At 71.4% G+C, this 17,867-nt stretch carries 16 protein-coding genes and 1 pseudogene; 8 read left to right on the top strand and 9 right to left on the bottom strand.

From position 1 onward, the window contains the following. The 3 genes from VM685_RS02810 to aspS all read left to right on the top strand — a co-directional run. On the top strand, positions 1-185 hold a 185-nt coding region (locus tag VM685_RS02810; protein ID WP_325458587.1), incomplete at its 5' end, for a hypothetical protein. 416 nt (positions 186-601) lie between these two features. After that, positions 602-1,939 carry a serine hydrolase domain-containing protein gene (locus VM685_RS02805; protein ID WP_325458586.1) on the top strand — a complete coding sequence of 446 codons (1,338 nt, stop codon included), beginning with the start codon at positions 602-604 and terminating at the stop codon, positions 1,937-1,939. Between the two features lie 85 nt (positions 1,940-2,024). Continuing rightward, positions 2,025-3,803, top strand: coding sequence for an aspartate--tRNA ligase (aspS, locus tag VM685_RS02800; RefSeq protein ID WP_325458585.1), 1,779 nt, complete (start codon positions 2,025-2,027; stop codon positions 3,801-3,803). Here the strand turns inward: aspS and VM685_RS02795 are convergent. Together VM685_RS02795 and VM685_RS02790 are read right to left on the bottom strand one after the other, a co-directional pair. Then, the gene (locus tag VM685_RS02795) at positions 3,800-4,804 is read right to left on the bottom strand and encodes a pentapeptide repeat-containing protein (RefSeq protein WP_325458584.1); all 1,005 of its coding nucleotides are present in this window, start codon (positions 4,802-4,804) and stop codon (positions 3,800-3,802) included. The genes aspS and VM685_RS02795 overlap by 4 nt on opposite strands. 85 nt (positions 4,805-4,889) lie before the next feature. After that, positions 4,890-7,367, bottom strand: coding sequence for a ribonucleotide reductase (locus tag VM685_RS02790; protein WP_325458583.1), 2,478 nt, complete (start codon positions 7,365-7,367; stop codon positions 4,890-4,892). Positions 7,368-7,554: 187 nt separating this feature from the next. On the opposite strand from VM685_RS02790, the gene VM685_RS02785 reads away from it, so the two are divergent. Both VM685_RS02785 and VM685_RS02780 read left to right on the top strand, forming a co-directional pair. After that, positions 7,555-7,962, top strand: coding sequence for an NADH:ubiquinone oxidoreductase subunit NDUFA12 (locus tag VM685_RS02785; protein WP_325458582.1), 408 nt, complete (start codon positions 7,555-7,557; stop codon positions 7,960-7,962). Positions 7,963-8,033: 71 nt separating this feature from the next. Further along, positions 8,034-8,837, top strand: a complete 804-nt coding sequence (locus tag VM685_RS02780) for a DUF2155 domain-containing protein (RefSeq protein ID WP_325458594.1) — start codon at positions 8,034-8,036, stop codon at positions 8,835-8,837. Here VM685_RS02780 and aat read toward each other — a convergent pair. From aat to accB, 4 genes and pseudogenes are all read right to left on the bottom strand, one after another. Then, positions 8,792-9,427, bottom strand: a pseudogene (gene aat / locus VM685_RS02775) (leucyl/phenylalanyl-tRNA--protein transferase); the annotation flags it as partial. The gene VM685_RS02780 and the pseudogene aat sit on opposite strands and share 46 nt — an antisense overlap. After that, complete coding sequence (locus VM685_RS02770) at positions 9,424-10,254, bottom strand: alpha/beta hydrolase (protein WP_325458581.1); 831 nt, start codon at positions 10,252-10,254, stop codon at positions 9,424-9,426. The gene VM685_RS02770 and the pseudogene aat, both read right to left, overlap by 4 nt. A 10-nt stretch (positions 10,255-10,264) precedes the next feature. Continuing rightward, on the bottom strand, positions 10,265-11,614 hold the full coding sequence (gene accC, locus VM685_RS02765) for an acetyl-CoA carboxylase biotin carboxylase subunit (protein WP_325458580.1): 1,350 nt from the start codon (positions 11,612-11,614) through the stop codon (positions 10,265-10,267). Positions 11,615-11,618: 4 nt separating this feature from the next. Further along, the gene (gene accB, locus VM685_RS02760; protein ID WP_325458579.1) at positions 11,619-12,104 is read right to left on the bottom strand and encodes an acetyl-CoA carboxylase biotin carboxyl carrier protein; all 486 of its coding nucleotides are present in this window, start codon (positions 12,102-12,104) and stop codon (positions 11,619-11,621) included. Between the two features lie 253 nt (positions 12,105-12,357). Here accB and thiS point away from each other — a divergent pair, with 253 nt between their 5' ends. The 3 genes from thiS to VM685_RS02745 are packed head-to-tail and all read left to right on the top strand — an operon-like array spanning position 12,358 to position 14,140. Continuing rightward, positions 12,358-12,558, top strand: a complete 201-nt coding sequence (gene thiS / locus VM685_RS02755) for a sulfur carrier protein ThiS (RefSeq protein WP_325458578.1) — start codon at positions 12,358-12,360, stop codon at positions 12,556-12,558. Position 12,559: 1 nt separating this feature from the next. Continuing rightward, a complete protein-coding gene (locus VM685_RS02750) occupies positions 12,560-13,348 on the top strand; it encodes a thiazole synthase (RefSeq protein ID WP_325458577.1) in 789 nt (262 codons plus the stop codon). A gap of 3 nt (positions 13,349-13,351) precedes the next feature. Beyond that, complete coding sequence (locus tag VM685_RS02745) at positions 13,352-14,140, top strand: SDR family oxidoreductase (protein ID WP_325458576.1); 789 nt, start codon at positions 13,352-13,354, stop codon at positions 14,138-14,140. Here VM685_RS02745 and VM685_RS02740 read toward each other — a convergent pair. From VM685_RS02740 to VM685_RS02730, 3 genes are all read right to left on the bottom strand, one after another. Then, the gene (locus VM685_RS02740) at positions 14,137-15,624 is read right to left on the bottom strand and encodes an FAD-dependent oxidoreductase (protein WP_325458575.1); all 1,488 of its coding nucleotides are present in this window, start codon (positions 15,622-15,624) and stop codon (positions 14,137-14,139) included. The genes VM685_RS02745 and VM685_RS02740 overlap by 4 nt on opposite strands. 71 nt (positions 15,625-15,695) lie before the next feature. Beyond that, complete coding sequence (locus tag VM685_RS02735) at positions 15,696-16,424, bottom strand: DsbA family protein (RefSeq protein ID WP_325458574.1); 729 nt, start codon at positions 16,422-16,424, stop codon at positions 15,696-15,698. Positions 16,425-16,456: 32 nt separating this feature from the next. Beyond that, positions 16,457-17,863 (bottom strand): M48 family metalloprotease, encoded by a 1,407-nt coding sequence (locus VM685_RS02730; protein WP_325458573.1) that lies wholly within the window; start codon positions 17,861-17,863, stop codon positions 16,457-16,459. Between the last annotated feature and the right edge of the window lie 4 nt (positions 17,864-17,867).

The raw sequence follows: 17,867 nt of genomic DNA, 5'->3' as shown, positions 1-17,867 counted from the left end.
ACCCGCTCTGGGGCAGGCTCGACGCCTTCCTGGCCGACGCCGGGGAGCGTCCCGACCTCCTCGAGGCCGACTTCGACATCCTGGTCATCGAGGCCTGCGACGCCATCGGCCTCGACGCCGGCCTCCTCTACGACATCCGCGACCCGGCCGCCGAAGCCCGGCCGGCGCCCGCCGACTCCTCCTGACCCTCGCCCGATCCCAGAACGATCGTCATGGCCGGGCTTGTCCCGGCCATCCATGAACACCGCGCGCCGCCGCATGACTCCCCGCCCGGCGATCATGGATCCCCGGGACAAGCCCGGGGATGACGGATCCAAGGGGCGTCCGCAGGCGCGCTGACGCGCGACGAACCACGAAAGCCACGAAATCCACGAAAGGCGGGCCTCATGCGGGGCCTCGCCTGTCTCACCCTGCGCGCCGCCGGCGCGCGGTACATGTCCGCCCACGCCCGCCAGCCCCGAACTCTCGGCGCGGCCCCCTTTCGTGTCTTTCGTGCCTTTCGTGGTTCCTTCCTCGTTTCGCCGCTGAAACGCACTCGCGCTTGCGCCCCGGGCGCCGCCCCGTAAGCTCCTCCCAACAACTGTTCGGGGGGACTATCGGCATGCTTTCCTGTCACCGCCTCGCGGCGGCCACGGCCGCGTTCGCGCTCGCCTTCGCGCCGGCCACCGCCACGCTCGCCCAGGCCCGCAAGGCGCCGGCCGCCGCGCTCGCCCCCGCCGCCAGCCCCGAGGCGCTCGGCTTCGATTCCCAGCGCCTGGCCAAGCTCGACGCCTACATGGCCAAGGTCGTCGCCGACGGCCGGGTGGCCGGCATGACCACGCTGCTCGCCCGCCACGGCAAGGTCGTCAGCTTCCGCACCCACGGCAAGAAGAGCCTCGCCACCGGCGAGCCGATGAGCCGCGACACCATCTTCCGCATCTACTCGATGACCAAGCCGATCACCGGCGTGGGCATGATGATCCTCTTCGAGGAGGGGAAGTGGCGGCTGGACGATCCGGTGACCAAGTACGTGCCGGAGTTCAAAAACCTGAAGGTGGTCAAGAGCATCGACGCCAACGGCGTCATGACGCTGGAGGACATGAAGCGTCCGCCGACCATGCGCGAGGTGATGAGCCACACCGCCGGCTTCGGCTACGGCCTGGGCGACGAGCATCCGGTGGACAAGCTCTATCGCGAGAAGGGCGTGCTGGGCGGGACCATGCAGGAGATGATCCAGCGCACCGCCGAGATCCCGCTGATGTATCAGCCGGGGACCAGCTGGTACTATTCCTCGGCCGTCGACATCCAGGGCTACATCATCGAGAAGCTGTCGGGCCAGAGCCTCGGCCAGTTCCTCGAGCAGCGCCTGTTCAGGCCGCTGAAGATGGTCGACACCGCCTTCTACGTGCCCCCCGCCAAGGCCTCGCGGCTCGCCCCCGTCTACGTCGGCAACAAGGACACCGGGAAGATCGAGGAGGCGAAGCGCCTGTTCGGCTCCGACCTGCCGACCTACCTGGAGCCGCCGCGCATGGAGTCCGGCGGCGGCGGCCTCGTCGGCACGACCATGGACTACGCCCGCTTCGCCCAGATGATCGCCAACAAGGGCGAGCTCGATGGCGTGCGCATCCTCTCGCCGGCGTCGGTGGAGATGATGGGCGCCAACATGATCCCCAAGGACGTGCTGGTGAACTCCAACGGCACGACGGCGGCCCGCTTCAACGAGGCGGTCGGGTTCGGCCTCGACTTCATGGTGGTCAACGAGCCCCGCGTCGCCGGCTCCCTGGAGGGCAAGGGCTCGATGAGCTGGGGCGGCGCGGCCGGCACCTGGTTCTGGGTCGACCCCACCAACGACATCGTCTTCGTGGGCATGATCCAGCGGCTCGGCGGCACCGGCGGCGACAACCTCGGCGCGGCGGCCCGCACGCTCACCTACCAGGCGCTCACGCACCCGGAGCGATAGGGCGCCGGATGGTCGGCATTGCTTGACAATCGGGGGTGTGCGTGCGCCCTTCCGCGCCTCTCAAATCACTCGATTTTCCTGAGCAATGCACGCCTACCGCACTCACACCTGCGGCGCGCTTCGCGCCGCCGATGAAGGCCAGACCGTCCGGCTGTCCGGCTGGATCCACCGCAAGCGCGACCATGGCGGGCTGATCTTCATCGACCTGCGCGACCACTACGGCCTGACCCAGCTCGTGCTGGCGCCGTCGACGCCGGGCTTCGACCTCGTCGATCACCTGCGCGCCGAGAGCGTGATCCGGGTGGACGGCAAGGTGGTGGCGCGCTCGGCCGAGACCGTGAACGCGAACCTGCCGACCGGCGAGGTCGAGGTGCAGGTGTCGGCGGTGAGCGTGCTGTCGGAAGCCGCCGAGCTGCCGCTGCCGGTGTTCGGCGAGCCCGACTACCCGGAGGAGATCCGGCTCAAGAACCGCTTCCTGGACCTGCGCCGCGAGACCCTGCACCGCAACATCGTGCTGCGCTCGAAGGTCATCCAGTCGATCCGCAACCGCATGATCGGCCAGGGCTTCCTGGAGTACCAGACGCCGATCCTGACGGCCTCCAGCCCCGAGGGCGCCCGCGACTTCCTGGTGCCTTCGCGCCTGCACCCGTCGAAGTTCTACGCGCTCCCGCAGGCGCCCCAGCAGTTCAAGCAGCTGCTGATGGTCGCCGGCTTCGACCGCTACTTCCAGATCGCGCCCTGCTTCCGCGACGAGGACCTCCGCGCCGACCGCTCCCTGGAGTTCTACCAGCTCGACGTGGAGATGAGCTTCGTCACCCAGGAGGACGTCTTCGCGGCCATCGAGCCCGTGATGCACGGCGTCTTCGAGGAGTTCGCCAACGGCAAGTCGGTGACGCCGTACCCGTTCCCGCGCATCCCCTACCGCGAGGCGATCGCGAAGTACGGCTCGGACAAGCCGGACCTGCGCAACCCGCTGGTCATGCAGGACGTCTCCGACCACTTCCGCGGCGGCGGCTTCGGCCTCTTCGCCCGCATCCTGGAGGACGCCAAGAACGCCGTCTGGGCGATCCCTGCGCCCAAGGGCGGCAGCCGCGCTTTCTGCGACCGGATGAACAGCTGGGCCCAGGGCGAGGGCCAGCCCGGCCTGGGCTACATCTTCTGGTCCGAGGACCAGGGCGGCTGGGGCGGCCCGATCGCCAAGAACCTCGGCCCGGAGAAGACCGCCGCGGTCATGGGCCAGCTCGGCCTCGGCCAGGGCGACGCCGCCTTCTTCGTCGCCGGCGACCCGAAGGTCTTCTACAAGTTCGCGGGCTCCGCCCGGACCAAGGTCGGCACGGACCTCAACCTGATCGACGAGAACCGCTTCGAGTTCGTCTGGATCGTCGACTTCCCGATGTTCGAGTGGAACGAGGACGAGAAGCGCGTCGACTTCTCGCACAACCCGTTCTCCATGCCGCAGGGCGAGCTGGAAGCGCTGAACACCAAGGATCCGCTGGAAATCCTGGCCTACCAGTACGACATCGTCTGCAACGGCTACGAGCTGTGCTCGGGCGCGATCCGGAACCACCTGCCGGAGATCATGATCCGCGCCTTCGAGATCGCCGGCTATGGGCCGAACGTGGTCGAGGAGCAGTTCGGCGGCATGCTGAACGCCTTCCGCCACGGCGCGCCGCCGCACGGCGGCCTGGCGCCCGGCATTGACCGCATCGTCATGCTGCTGGCCGGCGAGACGGCGATCCGCGAGGTCATTGCCTTCCCGCTGAACCAGCAGGGTCAGGACCTGCTGATGAACGCCCCGTCCGAGGTGGCCGACAGGCAGCTCAAGGAGCTGCACATCCGCCTGGCCCCGCCGATCAAGGCCTAGGGGATCGAGACGATGTAGCGCGGCGCCGGGGGAGCCGGCGGCGCGGGCGGGGCCGGCGGCCGCGCGGGCTTCGCCGGCTTGCGGTGCACGACGAAGCGCACGCTGCTGCAACTGCGGCCCGTCAGGCCCGCCGGCAGCTTGGTGCGGCTGTCGGCGCAGGCCTCGTCGATCTGGTCCTGGTCGAGGCCGCGGGCCTTCGACAGGTCCACGCCGGCGATCAGGGTCTTGGTGAGGTCGGCGTCACGGAAGTCCGCCCCGTCGAAGCTGCCGCCCGACAGCACCGCGCCGGTCAGGTCGGCCGCGCGGAACGAGGCCCGGGTGAAGCGGCCGGACGAGAGCACCGCGCCGTTCAGCTCCGCATCGCGGAAGTCGGCGCCCTGGGCGTCCACCCGGCTGAGGTTCGCGCCATGCATCTCGGCGGCCCGCAGCACCGCGCTCTGCATCACCGCGCGGCTGAAGTTGGCGCCCTGCAGCCCGGCGTCGGAGAGGTTCACCCGGGTCAGCTCGGCCTCGCTGAACATGCCGCCCCGCATCTCGACGGCGCGCAGCGTGGCGTGGGTCAGGACCGCCTTGCGGAAGTTCGCACCGGTGGCCTGGGTGTCCGAGAGGTCAGCCCGGGTCAGGTTGGCGGAGCCGAAGCTCACGCCGTCGGCCTCCGTGGCGCGCAGCTTGGCGCTGGACAGGTTGGCCCGCGAGAAGTCGGCCCCGGCCATGGAGGCGTCGGACAGGTCCGCCCGCGACAGGTCGGCGCCCGCGAAGTTGGAGGCATGGAAGCGCGCGCTGCGCAGGTTCGCGCCGACCAGCGCCGCGCCCGAGAAGTCGGCGCCGACGATCCGCGCGCCTTCCATGTTGCGCCCGGAGAGCTCGCACTTCACGCAGGAGCCGCCGAAGGAGTTCACCCGCGCCACTTCCTTCTCACCGAAGGTCATGGCCGACGCCACGGACGGCGCGGCCAGCCAGAGGACGGCGGCGGCGGTCAGCAGGGGGCTCAGTCGGCTCATTACGCGGCAAAATCCTTGCGACTACCTCGCCATGTGAGCGGTTCGACCCGCGGGCGCCACTTAATTCGCGGTAATTCTTGAAGGATTAGGTCGCCTGGTCCTCGCCGGTCCGGGCCGCGCGGGCCCCGCAGGTCTCGCAGATCAGGGCCGAGCCCTTGCGCACGACGGCGATGTCGCCGCAGGCCGCGCAGACTTCGGCCGCGTCCCGCGCCGCGCCGCCGGAGCGGGTCGGCAGGAACACGAGGTTGTCCGGCGCCGCGCCCCGCGAGAAGCCGCGGGAGATGAAGCGCGAGGCCGGCTGCGGCTCGTCGGTGGGCACGGCGTCGGCCTTCCCGTGACCCAGGCCGTCGGCGTTCAGCGCGCCCGGGTCGTCGCTCGCGAGGTCGTGGCGGCCCAGGTAGGAGACCCCGAGCTCCCGGAAGATGTAGTCGAGGATCGAGGTCGCCGACTTCACCGTGTCGTTGCCCGTGACCGGCCCGGCCGGCTCGAAGCGGGTGAAGACGAAGGCGTCGACGAACTCGTCGAGCGGCACGCCGTACTGCAGGCCGATGGAGATCGCGATGGCGAAGTTGTTCATCAGCGAGCGGAAGGCGGCGCCTTCCTTGTGCATGTCGATGAAGATCTCGCCGAGCTCGCCGTCGTCGTACTCGCCGGTATGGATGTAGACCTTGTGGCCGCCCACGGCCGCCTTCTGGATGTAGCCCTTGCGGCGGTCGGGCAGCTTGCGGCGGACGCGCTCGCGCTCGACCACACGCTCGACGATGCGTTCCTCGGGCGCGGGCGGCGCCTCGCGGGCGGTACGGGCCTCGGCCACCACCGGGATGTCGAGCGCGAGGTCGGCCGGCGGCGCGGCGCGGCGCACCCGGACCGGCAGCGGCGCGGCGAAGGCGGCCAGCACGTCGTCCACGGTGGCGGCCCAGGGCAGGGTGATCTCCAGCACCGGCGCGAAGGCGAGCACCGGCTGCAGGACGGTCAGCATGGCCCGTGCCGGAGCCTCGCCGAGTTCCTCGGCGGTGCGGAACGCCCGCCGCTGGGCGGGGGCGAGGAACGCGGCCTCGGAGAGCGTCTCGGCGCCCAGGGCGTAGGCCTGGGCCTGGGCCACCTCGCCCTTGCTGAAGCCGGCCAGCGCCAGGACGTCGAGCCGGGGATTGGCGAGCTGCTCGGCCGTGGCGCCCAGCACGTCGCGCACGAAGCCCTCGCCGACCACGGCCGGGACGAAGGCGTCCTCCAGCCGCCCGACGAAGGGCAGGGCGGCCTCGGCCGCGGCGATCTCGTGGTCGGTGAAACCGCGGGCGGCGAGCGCGCGGTGGTCGATGGCCGGGGCGGCGGCGAGGTCGCCGGCGCCGAGCAGCACGGCGCGCGCCTCCCCGAGGTCCGCGCCCATGGCGGACAGCCCGCGCAGGGCGGCGTCGGAGACGACGCGCATGGTCTCGCCATCGGCGGTCTCGGCGCAGGTCACCGGGCCCGTCCACGGGGCGCCGGCCAGGCCGCCGCCGCCCAGGCGCAGCGACAGCTCGGGATCGGAGAAGACCGCGAGGCCGCCCTCCAGCGGCACGCCTTCGAGCGCCTTGGCGGCCGCCAGATAGAGCTCCCGCGCCGTCTCGCGGCCCTCGGGGCTGTCATAGTCGAGGCCGTGGGCGACCAGCCATTCGTGCAGGCCGGCCAAGCCCAGGAGCGCCGGCCCGTCGGCCGTGGCGGCGAGCGCCTGGCCCAGCAGCCGGACGGCGGCCTCGAACGCCTCGATGTCGAAGGCGTCGTCGGACCACAGGGCCATCAGGTTCACGCCGCCGCGGAGGCCCGCCTCCTGGGCGGCCACCTGCTCGGCGGCGTCCGGCCCGGGCGCCACGGCCACGGCGCCGGTCGTCCAGGCGGCGAGCGCGATCTCGCGGCCCAGGTCGCCCTTCAGGTCGCGCTTGGAGGCGGCCACCGCGAGGCGCAGGCGGTGAGCGTCCTCCGCCAGCGGCTCGGCGGTCCAGGCGCTCTCGCCGGCGCGGGCGAGCGCCATGGCCTCGAGGATCATGGCGTCGTCGGCCCCAGCGGCGCGGGCGGCCTCGGCGGCGCGGGCCAGGCTGGCGTTCTTCTGCGGGTCGGCGCACGCCTCCGGGTCGCCCTCGCAGCGCAGGATGGCGTCCATCACCGCCTGCAGCTTGCCGGTGAGCGTCTGCGTCGCGGCCCGGGCGGCGGCCTGGCCGCGGTGCTGGGCGGTCAGGGCGGCCAGGGCGGAGCTCAGGTGCGGCGCCGTGGCGCCCAGAACCAGCGGCCGTGGTCCCTGCGGCGGCGCGCCGATGGCCAGAACGCCGCGCGCCAGCGCCTCGGCCAGCTCATCGCGGAAGCGGCCCCGGCCGCGCGCGTCCTTCACGATCCCGCGGGCCTGCGCCTGCAACGCCAGCGCCTCAACATAGTGGGTGATGGCTTCCGTCACGTTCGCCTCTCCGTCCGCCCAGTCCAGCCAGGCTTCGGCGCGCGCGTCGGTCCAGGCGGCGGGCGCCTGCAGCTCGACCAGGCCGCTGGAGAGCTCCAGCACCCGGCCTTCGATTCCCGCCCGCCACGCACCATCGCCCATCATCCGACTCCCATCGCGGAAGGGTAGGCGGGTGTTTCAGGTGCGAGCAATAGATGTTGCGGTCGCAAGCCGGTTCATCCCCAACATCTTGGCGTTCCGCGGGCATTCTTGCGCCGCTGGACGCCCCAAGGGGCGCCGCCTATAGTCCGCGCGCGTTCAAGCCTCCCCAGAGCAGTCGAGCCGTCCTTTGTCGAACCTTCTCAAGACCCTCTTCACCTGGTGGAACGGCGCCACGCCCGGCATCCACTTCACCATCGCCCGCCGCGCACGGCTGGTGGGCAAGGACGAGTACGGCAACCGCTACTACGAGGCGAAGGACGACCGCGACAGCTACGACAAGAACCGTCGGCGGCGCTGGGTGATCTTCGACGGCTACGCCGAGGCTTCGAAGGTGCCGCCGGACTGGCACGGCTGGCTGCACTATACCTTCGACGAGCCGCCCACCGAAGCGCCGCTGGCGCGCAAGGCGTGGGAGAAGGAGCACCGGCCGAACCTGTCGGGCACCATCTACGCCTATCGTCCCAAGGGCTCTCTGGCCCGGGGTGGGGAGCGCCAAAGGGCCACAGGCGACTACGAGGCCTGGACGCCGGAATAATCGCGGCCGTGCCCCGACTCGTCCCGCCCCGTCTGCTGAAGCGCGCCGCCTGGATCCTGGCGCTGACCGGCATGGCGGCCGCAGGCCTGGTGTCGGCGCAGCCCGCGCCGCAGCAGGGTCAGACGCCCGCGCCGCTGCCGACCCCTGGCCCCGCCGCGCCGGTGGCCGAGGAGGCGCCCCCGATCGACGTGGCGCCGCCGGCGCCCATGGTCGTGCCGCCGATCTCGGAGAAGGAGGTCGCCCCCGCGCCCCCGCCCAAGGCGCAGGTGGTGGAGACGCCGGCCGAGACGCCGGTCCGCCGCGCCCGCTACGACATCGCCATCCTGCAGGCCCTCGACAAGGTCACCGCCGAGACCCTCCGTTTCGAGGCGGCCGTCGGCCGGCCCGTCCGCTACAAGAACCTGGTGTTCACAGTGCGCGCCTGCGAGCGCTCGGCGCCGGACGAGCCGATCGATGATTCGATCGCCTACCTGACCGTCGATTCACAGCCGAGGCCCGCGCCCGGCAAGCCTGCGCCGCCGGCCCGCCAGGCGTTCCGCGGCTGGATGTACGCCTCCTCGCCGGGGCTGAACCCGCTGCAGCACCCGAGCTACGACGCCTGGCTGATCACCTGCAGGGCCGCCCGGCCGCTGACGTCGGCCCCGGCGGCCGCGCCCACCCGCCCGATGGCCGCCGCCGCGCCGGCGGTGAGACCCGCGGCCCCACCGGCCAAGGCTGCGGTCGCCGCGCCCCCGGCCAGGTCGCCGGCCACGCCGGCCCCGGCGCCCAAGGCGGCGTCGACGCCCGCGCCCAAGGCGGCCGCTCCGGTCGCGCCGCCGCCCAAGGCCGAGCCGCCGCCGCCCGCCGCGGCGCCGGTGGAAGAGCCGATCACGTAGAAGTCGCCGTCCACGGCGAGGGCCCGGTCCAGCCGCTTCAGGTACTCGCGGCGGGGAATCTCCTCGGCCCCGAACTGGGCGAGGTGCTCGGTCATGAACTGGGCGTCGAGCAGCCGGTAGCCGCCGGCGATCAGCCGCGCCACCAGGTGGACCAAGGCCACCTTCGAGGCGTCGCGCGCGCGGCTGAACATGCTCTCGCCGAAGAAGGCCCCCTTGAGCGCCACGCCATAGAGGCCGCCCACCAGCTCGCCGCCCTGCCAGCACTCGACGCTGTGGGCGAAGCCCTGGTCGTGCAGGCCCACGTAGAGGCGCTCGATCGGATGGTTGATCCAGGTCTCCGTCCGGCCGGGCTTCGATTCCGCGCAGGCCTGCACCACCTCGCGGAAGGCGGTGTCCACGCGCACCTCGAAGACGTCCGAGCGCACGGTCCTCGCCAGCCGTTTGGAGACGTGGAAGCCGTCCAGCGGGATCACGCCGCGGCGCTCCGGATCGATCAGGAAGACCCGCATGTCCTCGCGCGCGTCGGCCATGGGGAAGACCCCGCGGGCGTAGCAGGCCAGGAGATCGCGCGGTCCGAAGCCGGTGCTCATGGATCTTGGGGGGCTGGGGGGTCGTGGGCGTTGATGAAGGCGACCAGAGCCTGCCTGTAGCCGGGGTCGGCCAGCGCCGTCGCGTGGTCGCGCCCCTTCAGGACCACCAGCCGGAAGTCGGGCAGGCTGCGCCTCATGAGCGCGGTGAAGCGGGTCGGCGTGTCGTATTCGCCGATGATCGCCAGCACCGGGAAGGTGACCTTGCGCGGATCGATGGGCGGGGTCGTGGGCGGCTGCGCGCGCCGACCCTGCTCCATGGCCCGCAGCGCCGCGAGGTCGCGCTCGACCCAGAGCCTGCGCGCCAGCGGCGGCGGGTCTCCATCCCGGCCCTTCGGGTCCTGCGCCAGGGCGGCGGCGTCGGCCCGCCGGTCGGGCTCCAGCAGGCCGGAGCCGCCGAAGGTGGCGGTGATGATCCGCTCAGGCGCCAGGGCCAGCAGGGGGGCGATCATCTCCCCGCCCATGGAGTAGCCGGCGAGATGGGCCTTCCCGATCCCCAACTGGTCCATGATCTCGAGCACGTCTTGCGGGAAGCGGTCCGACGCGTATCGCTTCGGCGTCGCCGGGCGGTCGCTTCGCCCCTGGCCGCGGAAGTCCAGGGCCAGGACGCGGTGATTGGCCGCCAGCGCCTGAAGGATCCCGGTCGTGACGTAGTTGGACTGTGCCGTCCCGGTGCTGCCGTGGAGCAGGATGACCGGCGTGCCGGCGCCCGCCTCGAGGTAGTGGATACGCGTCCCGTCGGAGACGGTGACGAACCTCGACGCCGGCGCCTGGGCGTGGGCCGCCCCGCCGAGCAGCGCGACGAAGAGGAGGATCAGGACGCCGCGCAAGAGCTCCCCGTCAGGCCGCCGTCTGGGCCTTCATCCAGTTTTCCAGCCAGTGGATGTTGTAATCGCCCTTGATGATGTCCGGATTGGTCATCAGCTCCTGGAAGAGCGGAATGTTGGTGTCGATCCCCGCGACCACGACCTCGTTGAGGCAGCGGCAGAGCCTGGCGATGCATTCCTCGCGGTCGCGGCCGTGGACGATCAGCTTGCCGATCAGGCTGTCGTAGTAGGGCGGGATCGAATAGCCGGCGTAGAGCGCGCTATCCATGCGCACGCCCAGGCCGCCCGGGGCGTGGAAGTCGGTCACCAGGCCCGGCGACGGGGTGAAGGTCTTCGGGTTCTCGGCGTTGATCCGGCACTCGATGGCGTGGCCCTCGAAGACCACCTCCTCCTGCCGGAACGACAGCGGCTCGCCCGCGGCGATGCGGATCTGCTCGCGCACCAGGTCGATGCCGGTGATCGCCTCGGTGACCGGATGCTCCACTTGCAGGCGGGTGTTCATCTCGATGAAGAAGAACTCGCCGTCCTCGTACAGGAACTCGATGGTGCCGACGCCGAGGTAGCCGATGGCGCGGACCGCATCGACGACCACCTTGCCGATCCGGGCGCGGGCGGCGGCGTCGATGACCGGGGAGGGGGCCTCCTCCAGCACCTTCTGGTGGCGGCGCTGCAGCGAGCAGTCGCGCTCGCCCAGGTGGACGACGTTGCCGTGACTGTCGGCCACGACCTGCAGCTCGATGTGCCGCGGCCGCTGGAGGTAGCGCTCCATGTAGACCGCGTCGTCGCCGAAGGCGGCCTTGGCCTCGGAGCGGGCGGTGCCGACCGCCTCGGCGAGGTCGGCCTCGGTCTTGGCCACCTTCATGCCGCGGCCGCCGCCGCCGGCGGCCGCCTTGATGAGCACCGGGAAGCCGATTTCCTTGGCCGCGGCAAAGGCCTCCTCCTCAGTGGTGATCCCGCCGTCGGAGCCGGGCACCACGGGAATGCCCGCTTCCTTCACCGTCTGCTTGGCGGTGATCTTGTCGCCCATGATCCGGATGTGCTCCGGCTTCGGCCCGATGAAGGTGAAGCCGTGGGCGTTCACGATCTCGGCGAAGCGGGCGTTCTCGGACAGGAAGCCGTAGCCGGGGTGGATCGCCTGGGCGCCGGTAATCTCCGCCGCGGCGATGATCGAGGGGATGTTCAGGTAGCTCTTCGCCGCCGGCGCGGGGCCGATGCAGACGCTCTCGTCGGCCAGCCGCACCCACATGGCGCCGGAATCGGCCTCCGAGTGCACGGCGACGGTGGAGATGCCCATCTCCTTGCACGCCCGGTGGACGCGGAGCGCGATCTCGCCTCGGTTGGCGATCAGGATTTTCTCGAACATCGATCTACTCGATGACCGCGAGCGGTTCGCCGAACTCCACCGGCTGGCCGTCGGCCACGAGGATCTCCACGATCTTGCCGGCCTTGGGCGCCGGGATCGGGTTCATGGTCTTCATGGCCTCGACGATCATCAGCGTCTGGCCGGCGCTGACCGTGTCGCCGATCTTCACGAACGGGTCGGCGCCCGGCTGCGGCTGCAGGTAGACCGTGCCGACCATGGGCGAGTTCACCGCGTCGCCGCGGATGCGCTCGGCCGGCGCGGCCTCGGCGGGACCGGCGGCCGTGGGCGCATGGGCCGGCGCGTGGGCGACCGGAGCCGGCGCGGCGGCGTAGTGCACGGGCGCCGCGGTCAGGGTCTTGGCCACGCGGATCTTCAGTTCCCCGTGCTCCACTTCGATCTCGGACAGGCCGGTGTCGGTGAGGATGTCGGCCAGTTTGCGCACCAGGCGCGCGTCGAACGGATCGGCGGGAGCCTTGGGACTGCTAGCCATGGATTAGCCCTTGTTCAGCAAAGGGGATGCGCCGGTAACGCCCGGCGCAGCCTCAGTGTTCGGTTTCGGTGTGGCGACGGTGGCGCGGTCGAAGGGGCTCGGCCCCGCAGGTCTCCGGCGCGCGATCCGCGCGGAGGTTGGAAATGGGGCCGCTCAACACATAGATCGGTTTCGACATTCGGCTCCGCCGTCGATTCCGGCGTCTTGTAACGGGCAGGGCGGCGGGTCACAAGCATCCCAACCGGAGGCCTGCATGAACCTGATCCTCAACGGCGAAGCGCGCGCCTTCCAGGGCGTGGCCGACGTCGCGGGTCTGGTGGCGCAGCTGGGCCTGGACGCGCGCAAGGTGGCCGTGGAACGGAACCTCGAAATCGTCCCCCGCTCGGCCTATGCGCAGACCGCGCTTTCGGACGGCGACCGGATCGAGATCGTGCACTTTATCGGAGGCGGCTGAGATGGACGGCAACGCGCAGGTCGAGGACACCTGGTCGGTGGCGGGCCGGACCTTCCGCTCCCGCCTCATCGTCGGCACCGGCAAGTACAAGGACTACGCCCAGAACGCCGCCGCGGCCGAGGCAGCCGGCGCGGAGATCGTCACCGTGGCCCTGCGCCGGGTGAACCTCTCCGACCCCAGCCAACCGATGCTGGTGGACCATGTGAAGCCCGACCGCTTCACCTTCCTGCCCAACACCGCCGGCTGTTTCACCGGCGAGGACGCCGTGCGGACCCTACGCCTGGCCCGCGAGGCCGGCGGCTGGGACCTGGTGAAGCTGGAGGTGCTGTCCGACACCAAGCACCTGCTGCCCGACATGGAGGAAACGCTGCGGGCGCTGAAGATGCTCGTGGCGGAGGGCTTCCAGGTGATGGTCTACTGCTCGGACGACCCGGTCTATGCGCAGAAGCTGGAGGACGCCGGCGCCTCGGCCATCATGCCGGCGGCCGCCCCGATCGGCTCGGGGCGGGGCATCCAGAACTTCCTGAACCTCGGCCTGATCATCGAGCAGGCGAAGGTGCCGGTGCTCGTCGATGCGGGCGTCGGCACGGCGTCCGATGCGGTGCTGGCGATGGAGATCGGCTGCGACGCCGTCCTGATGAACACCGCCATCGCCGGGGCCAAGGACCCGATCCGCATGGCGCGGGCGATGAAGCACGCGGTCATCGCCGGGCGGGAGGCCTATCTGGCCGGCCGGATGCCCAAGCGCATGTACGCCGAGCCGTCCTCGCCGCTCTCGGGGCTGATCTGAGCCATGGCGGGGGCCAGGAAGTCGATCTTCATCACCGGCGCCGCCTCCGGCATGGGCCGCGAGACCGCCCGGCTGTTCGCGGGCAAGGGCTGGTTCGTCGGCGCCTATGACGTCAACGAGGGCGGGCTGAAGGACCTGCAGGCCGAGCTCGGCGCCGAGAACTGCCTGATCCGCCGCCTGGACGTGACGAACCGCGCGGACTACCGCGCCGCGCTCGACGCCTTCGGCCCCGCGGCGGGCGGGCGGCTGGACCTGCTGTTCAACAACGCCGGCATCGGCAAGGGCGGCCCGTTCGACCAGCAGCCGTTCGAGGACATCCTGGCCGTCGTGCAGGTGAACCTGGTGGGCGTGCTGATCGGCATCTATGAGGCGATCCCGCTGCTCAAGGCGACGCCCGGCTCGCTGTGCTTCACGACCTCGTCTTCCTCGGCGACCTTCGGCATGCCCGGCATCGCGGTCTATTCGGCCACCAAGCACGCGGTGAAGGGGCTGACCGAGGCGCTGTCGGTGGAGTTCAAGGCCTATGGCGTGCGCGTCGCCGACGTGCTGCCGGGCCTGATCGACACGCCGATCCTCCCGCGCGAGGCGCTGGAGAACGCGCCGAAGGAGGGGATGTTCAGGGCCATGCCGGCCAGCGCCGTGGCCGAGGTGGTCTGGGAGGCCTACCACTCCGAGAAGCTGCACTGGTACGTGCCCCAGGAGATCGCCGAGCTGGACAAGATGGCGACGCTGGCCCCGGAGGCGACCCGCGACCAGATGGCCCAGCAGTCCCTGTTCGGGAAGCGCGACTAGGCCGCTTCCAGCCGCCGCAGGTCGGCGTCGGGCGGCAGGCCCAGCATCGTCAGCATCTCGGCCCGGCCCGGCCCGGCCTTGGGCCGGTAGGCCGCGGCGTTGGCTTTGCGGCCGCGCGCCCAGTAGCCCAGCACCTTGGCGAGGTTCGCCGGCCGCTTCAGCCAGGCCTGCGGATGCTCCAGCATGTGGAAGCCGCGCAGGAAGGCGCGCAGCAGGTCCGGGTCGGAGCGGATGGCGATGGTGACCCCGTCCTCCAGGAAGGCCTTGCCCAGCCGCTGGCGAAGGCCCGGCCGGTAGCCGGGGGTCATCGCCTGCCGGGCGCGGGCCATGCCGCGCCGGTCGGAGTCGCGCATCACGTCGTAGTAGGGCCGGATCTCGGCGGTCACCTTGGCCTGGTAGCGGACGAGGCGCTCGGCCGGATCGGTGGTCTCCTGGAGCGCCTGACGCAGCAGGGTGGCGCCGACCGCCGCCACCGAGCAGCCGCGGCCGTAGAGCGGATTGGTCCGCACATGGCTGTCGCCCACCGGGAAGAAGCCGAGAACGGCCGCGCGGCCGCCGGGCGCCAGGTCGTGCCAGCGGTTCTGGAGGTCGCCCATGCCATGGACGCGGCCGACGCCGTGGGCCCGCTCCGGCGCGACCCAGGGCGCGACGCCCGGCAGCGCCTTGCAGATGGCGTCGAAGGTCTCCGGGGCCATGATCGCCCGGCGCAGCTCCTCCTCGACCTCGGGCAGGCAGAGGGTGATCGAGAAGCAGCCGTTGTCGCCCGGGAAGACGCCGAACTTCAGGTAGTCGAGGTCGCCGGTGGACGGCGGCCCGCCGCGCGGCGGCTCGGCGGCGCCGGGCGGCAGGCGGTAGTGGCGGGTGAAGTAGAGGACGCCGGTGGGCTCGGTGTCGGTCGCCACCTGCGCGCCGGCCGCGACCAGGGTCTCCACCGCGTCCGAGGTGCGGCCGCCCGCGTCGACGACGAGATCGCCGGAAAGCTCCGTCCCGTCCTCGAGCCGCACGCCCGTGACGCGGGGCGGGCCGCCCGGCGCGATCACCAGCTCCCGGACGAAGGTCTCCGCGCGCAGGGTCACGCCCGGCAGCCGCTCCACATAGGCGCGGATGACCAGCTCCAGGGTGGTGCGGCGGCTGGTGAGGATCGAGAGGTCGACGTCCACCGGCTTCGGCGCGTAGGTGCGGCGGTGGACGGAGGTCAGGCCCTCCTCGAAGGTGAGCTCACGGCAGCCGGCGGCCAGAAGCTCGGCCAGCAGGGCGGGATGCTCGTCGCGGATCAGGTTGCGCAGGCGGGCCAGGAAGGCGTGGCTGTGGCGCAATTGGCCGACGCCGCGTCGGCTCCAGTCGGCGAAGGCGGCGTCGGGGCCGCCGGGCGGCGGCCCCGGATCGCGCTCCAGCAGGATCACCTCGCGGCCCGTGGGCGCCAGGGCCAGGGCCGTCCAGAGACCGGCCATGCCGGCGCCGACCACCAGCACCTTCTCGGTCATGATCGCGCTCCGCCTCGGCGTCCCGAAGGCGGAAGGGTCGGTGCTTGCCGCAACGGCGGTCAAGCCGATCCCTAGCTGATCCGCTTCAGGTCCTTGCCCTTCACCTGCAGGATCGCGGCGCGCAGGGCGTTGACGTCGGCCCCGGGGATCAGGGTGTTTCCGACCACGAAGGCCGGCGTGCCCTCGATGTTCAGCGCCTGGGCGAGCGCCCGGGTGTCGGCGATGTGGCGGGCGATGGCCGGCGCCTGGGCCGCCTGGCGCGCCTGGGCGGGGTCGATCCCCGCCTCGCGCAGGTGACGGTCCAACGCGGCCTCGGTGAGCGCCTTGTCGGCCATCCAGCGGTTGTAGACGTCGAGCCCCCTGGCCTTCACGGGCTGGGTGAGGGCGAGGCGGGCGGCGGTGTCCGACACCTCGCCGAAGATCGGCAGCTCCTTGAAGACGAAGCGGACGTCCGGGTTCTCCCGGATCAGCTTCGCGACCTCGGGCGCCACCACCTTACAGTAGCCGCAGCGGTAGTCGTAGAACTCCACGACCGTGTACTTGCCGTTCCGATTGGCCACGAAATCGCGCGGGTCGCGCTCCAGCGCCGCCCGGTGCTTGTCGATGGCCGCGGTGGAGGCCTTGATCGCCTCCGCCTGCTTCTTCTCGTTCAGCTTCATGGCCATTTCCTCCAGCACCTCGGGGTGCGTCAGGAGGTAGGCGCGCACGCGCTCGCCGAAGGCGGCGTCCTGCGGCTTGTCGCAGGCGGAGAGGGCGAGCACGGCGGAGAGCGCCAGGACGGCGGGGACAGGGGACAGCATGGGGCTCAGATAGGGCCTGGAGGCTCCGGCGCCTAGCGCGTCTGGCGGGCGGAGATGGAGCCTTCCCGCGCCAGGTCCTTCAGGTCCTCGCGGTCGGGGCTCGACGCCAGCACGATGTCGGTGGCGCGCCGCCACTGCGGCGTGCTCCGGTCCAGCATCTCGCGGGCGCGCATGGCGAACACCCGGGCCTGCCGCTTGTCGCCGACGTTGAAGTTGTATTCGGCCGTGGCGAGCCGGGCGAGGCCGTCCTGCCCCTGCCGGTCGTAGGCCGCCGCCAGGAGGCGCCAGGCGACGGCGTTGTCGTCCTCCTGGGTCAGCGCCTTCTTGAGCTCGGCGATGCCTTCCTCGACCTTGGCCTTGTCGTCCAGGGCGATCAGGGTCTGGCCGAGGTTCACCCGCAGGAGCGGCGCGTCGGGCTTGAGCTCCACCGACCGGCGCTGCGGCTGCTCGGCCTCGGCGGCGCGGCCGAACTCGAAGAGCACCTGGCCCTTCAGCTCCCAAAGGTAGGGGTTGTCAGGCTGCTCCTGCAGGAGCGCGTCGATCAGCTTCAGCGCCCGGTCGGGCTCCTTGAGCTGATAGTAGGCGATCGCGCGGGCGTAGCGGGCGGGATAGGACTTGTCGGCCTCGGCGTACTTCACGATCGCCACCTGCGGGTTCAGGAACCCTTCCAGCTTGGCTTTCATGACGGCGTGCTCGGCCATGGCCTCGGGCGTGTCGACCTTGTCGTAGCTGGGCAGGGCCTCCACGCGCCGCCGCAGGGCCTCGATGCGGTCGGAAGAGAGCGGGTGGCTGCGGAAGTAGGCGTACCGGCGGCCCTCGCTGAAGACCTCCTGGTAGCGGAAGTTGTCGAAGAAGTCGGCCAGGCCCTTGCCCGAGATGCCGGCCTTCTCCAGCAGGGTGGCGCCCGCCTGGTCGGCGCGGCTTTCCTGCTCGCGGCTGTAGCCGAGCGCGCCCAGGGTCCCGAAGTAGCTGGCCGAGCCGGCGAGGCCCGCCGCGGCCTCCGGAGAGCCGGCCAGCGCGGCGAGCACGCCCAGGCCCATGGTCAGCAGGAACGGCCGCATGCCGGCCCGGCTCATCTCGCCGGAGCGGGCGCTGTGGCCGGCCGCCAAGTGGGCCACCTCGTGCCCGATGACGCCCTGCAGCTCGTTGGGCGTCTTCGATTCCAGGATCAGACCGGTGTAGACGCCCATCGTCCGCGGCGCGGCGAACGCCTGCAGGTCCTTGCCCCCGATCAGCAGGATGTCGATCGTCTTCGAATCGATGCCGGCCGCGTCGAAGATCGGGGCGGAGTCCTTGCGCAGGATCTCCTCGATCTCGGTGTCGCGGATGAGGGAGATCCCCTCGTCCTGGGCGACCGCGGGAGCCGGGTGGATCACCAGGCTCGCCGCGGCCGTGAGGGCCAGGGCGAAACGGAGAACCGACCGGGAAAGGGACACCATGCTC

The organism is Phenylobacterium sp. (assembly GCF_035539035.1).
Taxonomy (GTDB): Bacteria; Pseudomonadota; Alphaproteobacteria; order Caulobacterales; family Caulobacteraceae; genus Phenylobacterium.
The sequence above is the reverse complement of the archived record's forward strand: the minus strand, read 5'-3'. Positions and strand labels throughout refer to the sequence as shown.

Bases quoted from the DNA above. Each gene is read 5' to 3' on its own strand.
- aspS (WP_325458585.1), top strand. From the start codon at position 2,025: ATGCACGCCTACCGCACTCACACCTGCGGCGCGCTTCGCGCCGCCGAT.
- VM685_RS02805 (WP_325458586.1), top strand. From the start codon at position 602: ATGCTTTCCTGTCACCGCCTCGCGGCGGCCACGGCCGCGTTCGCGCTC.
- VM685_RS02730 (WP_325458573.1), bottom strand. From the start codon at position 17,863: ATGGTGTCCCTTTCCCGGTCGGTTCTCCGTTTCGCCCTGGCCCTCACG.
- VM685_RS02780 (WP_325458594.1), top strand. From the start codon at position 8,034: ATGGCGGCCGCAGGCCTGGTGTCGGCGCAGCCCGCGCCGCAGCAGGGT.
- accB (WP_325458579.1), bottom strand. From the start codon at position 12,104: ATGGCTAGCAGTCCCAAGGCTCCCGCCGATCCGTTCGACGCGCGCCTG.
- accC (WP_325458580.1), bottom strand. From the start codon at position 11,614: ATGTTCGAGAAAATCCTGATCGCCAACCGAGGCGAGATCGCGCTCCGC.
- VM685_RS02795 (WP_325458584.1), bottom strand. From the start codon at position 4,804: ATGAGCCGACTGAGCCCCCTGCTGACCGCCGCCGCCGTCCTCTGGCTG.
- VM685_RS02750 (WP_325458577.1), top strand. From the start codon at position 12,560: ATGGACGGCAACGCGCAGGTCGAGGACACCTGGTCGGTGGCGGGCCGG.
- VM685_RS02735 (WP_325458574.1), bottom strand. From the start codon at position 16,424: ATGCTGTCCCCTGTCCCCGCCGTCCTGGCGCTCTCCGCCGTGCTCGCC.
- VM685_RS02745 (WP_325458576.1), top strand. From the start codon at position 13,352: ATGGCGGGGGCCAGGAAGTCGATCTTCATCACCGGCGCCGCCTCCGGC.
- VM685_RS02740 (WP_325458575.1), bottom strand. From the start codon at position 15,624: ATGACCGAGAAGGTGCTGGTGGTCGGCGCCGGCATGGCCGGTCTCTGG.
- thiS (WP_325458578.1), top strand. From the start codon at position 12,358: ATGAACCTGATCCTCAACGGCGAAGCGCGCGCCTTCCAGGGCGTGGCC.
- VM685_RS02790 (WP_325458583.1), bottom strand. From the start codon at position 7,367: ATGGGCGATGGTGCGTGGCGGGCGGGAATCGAAGGCCGGGTGCTGGAG.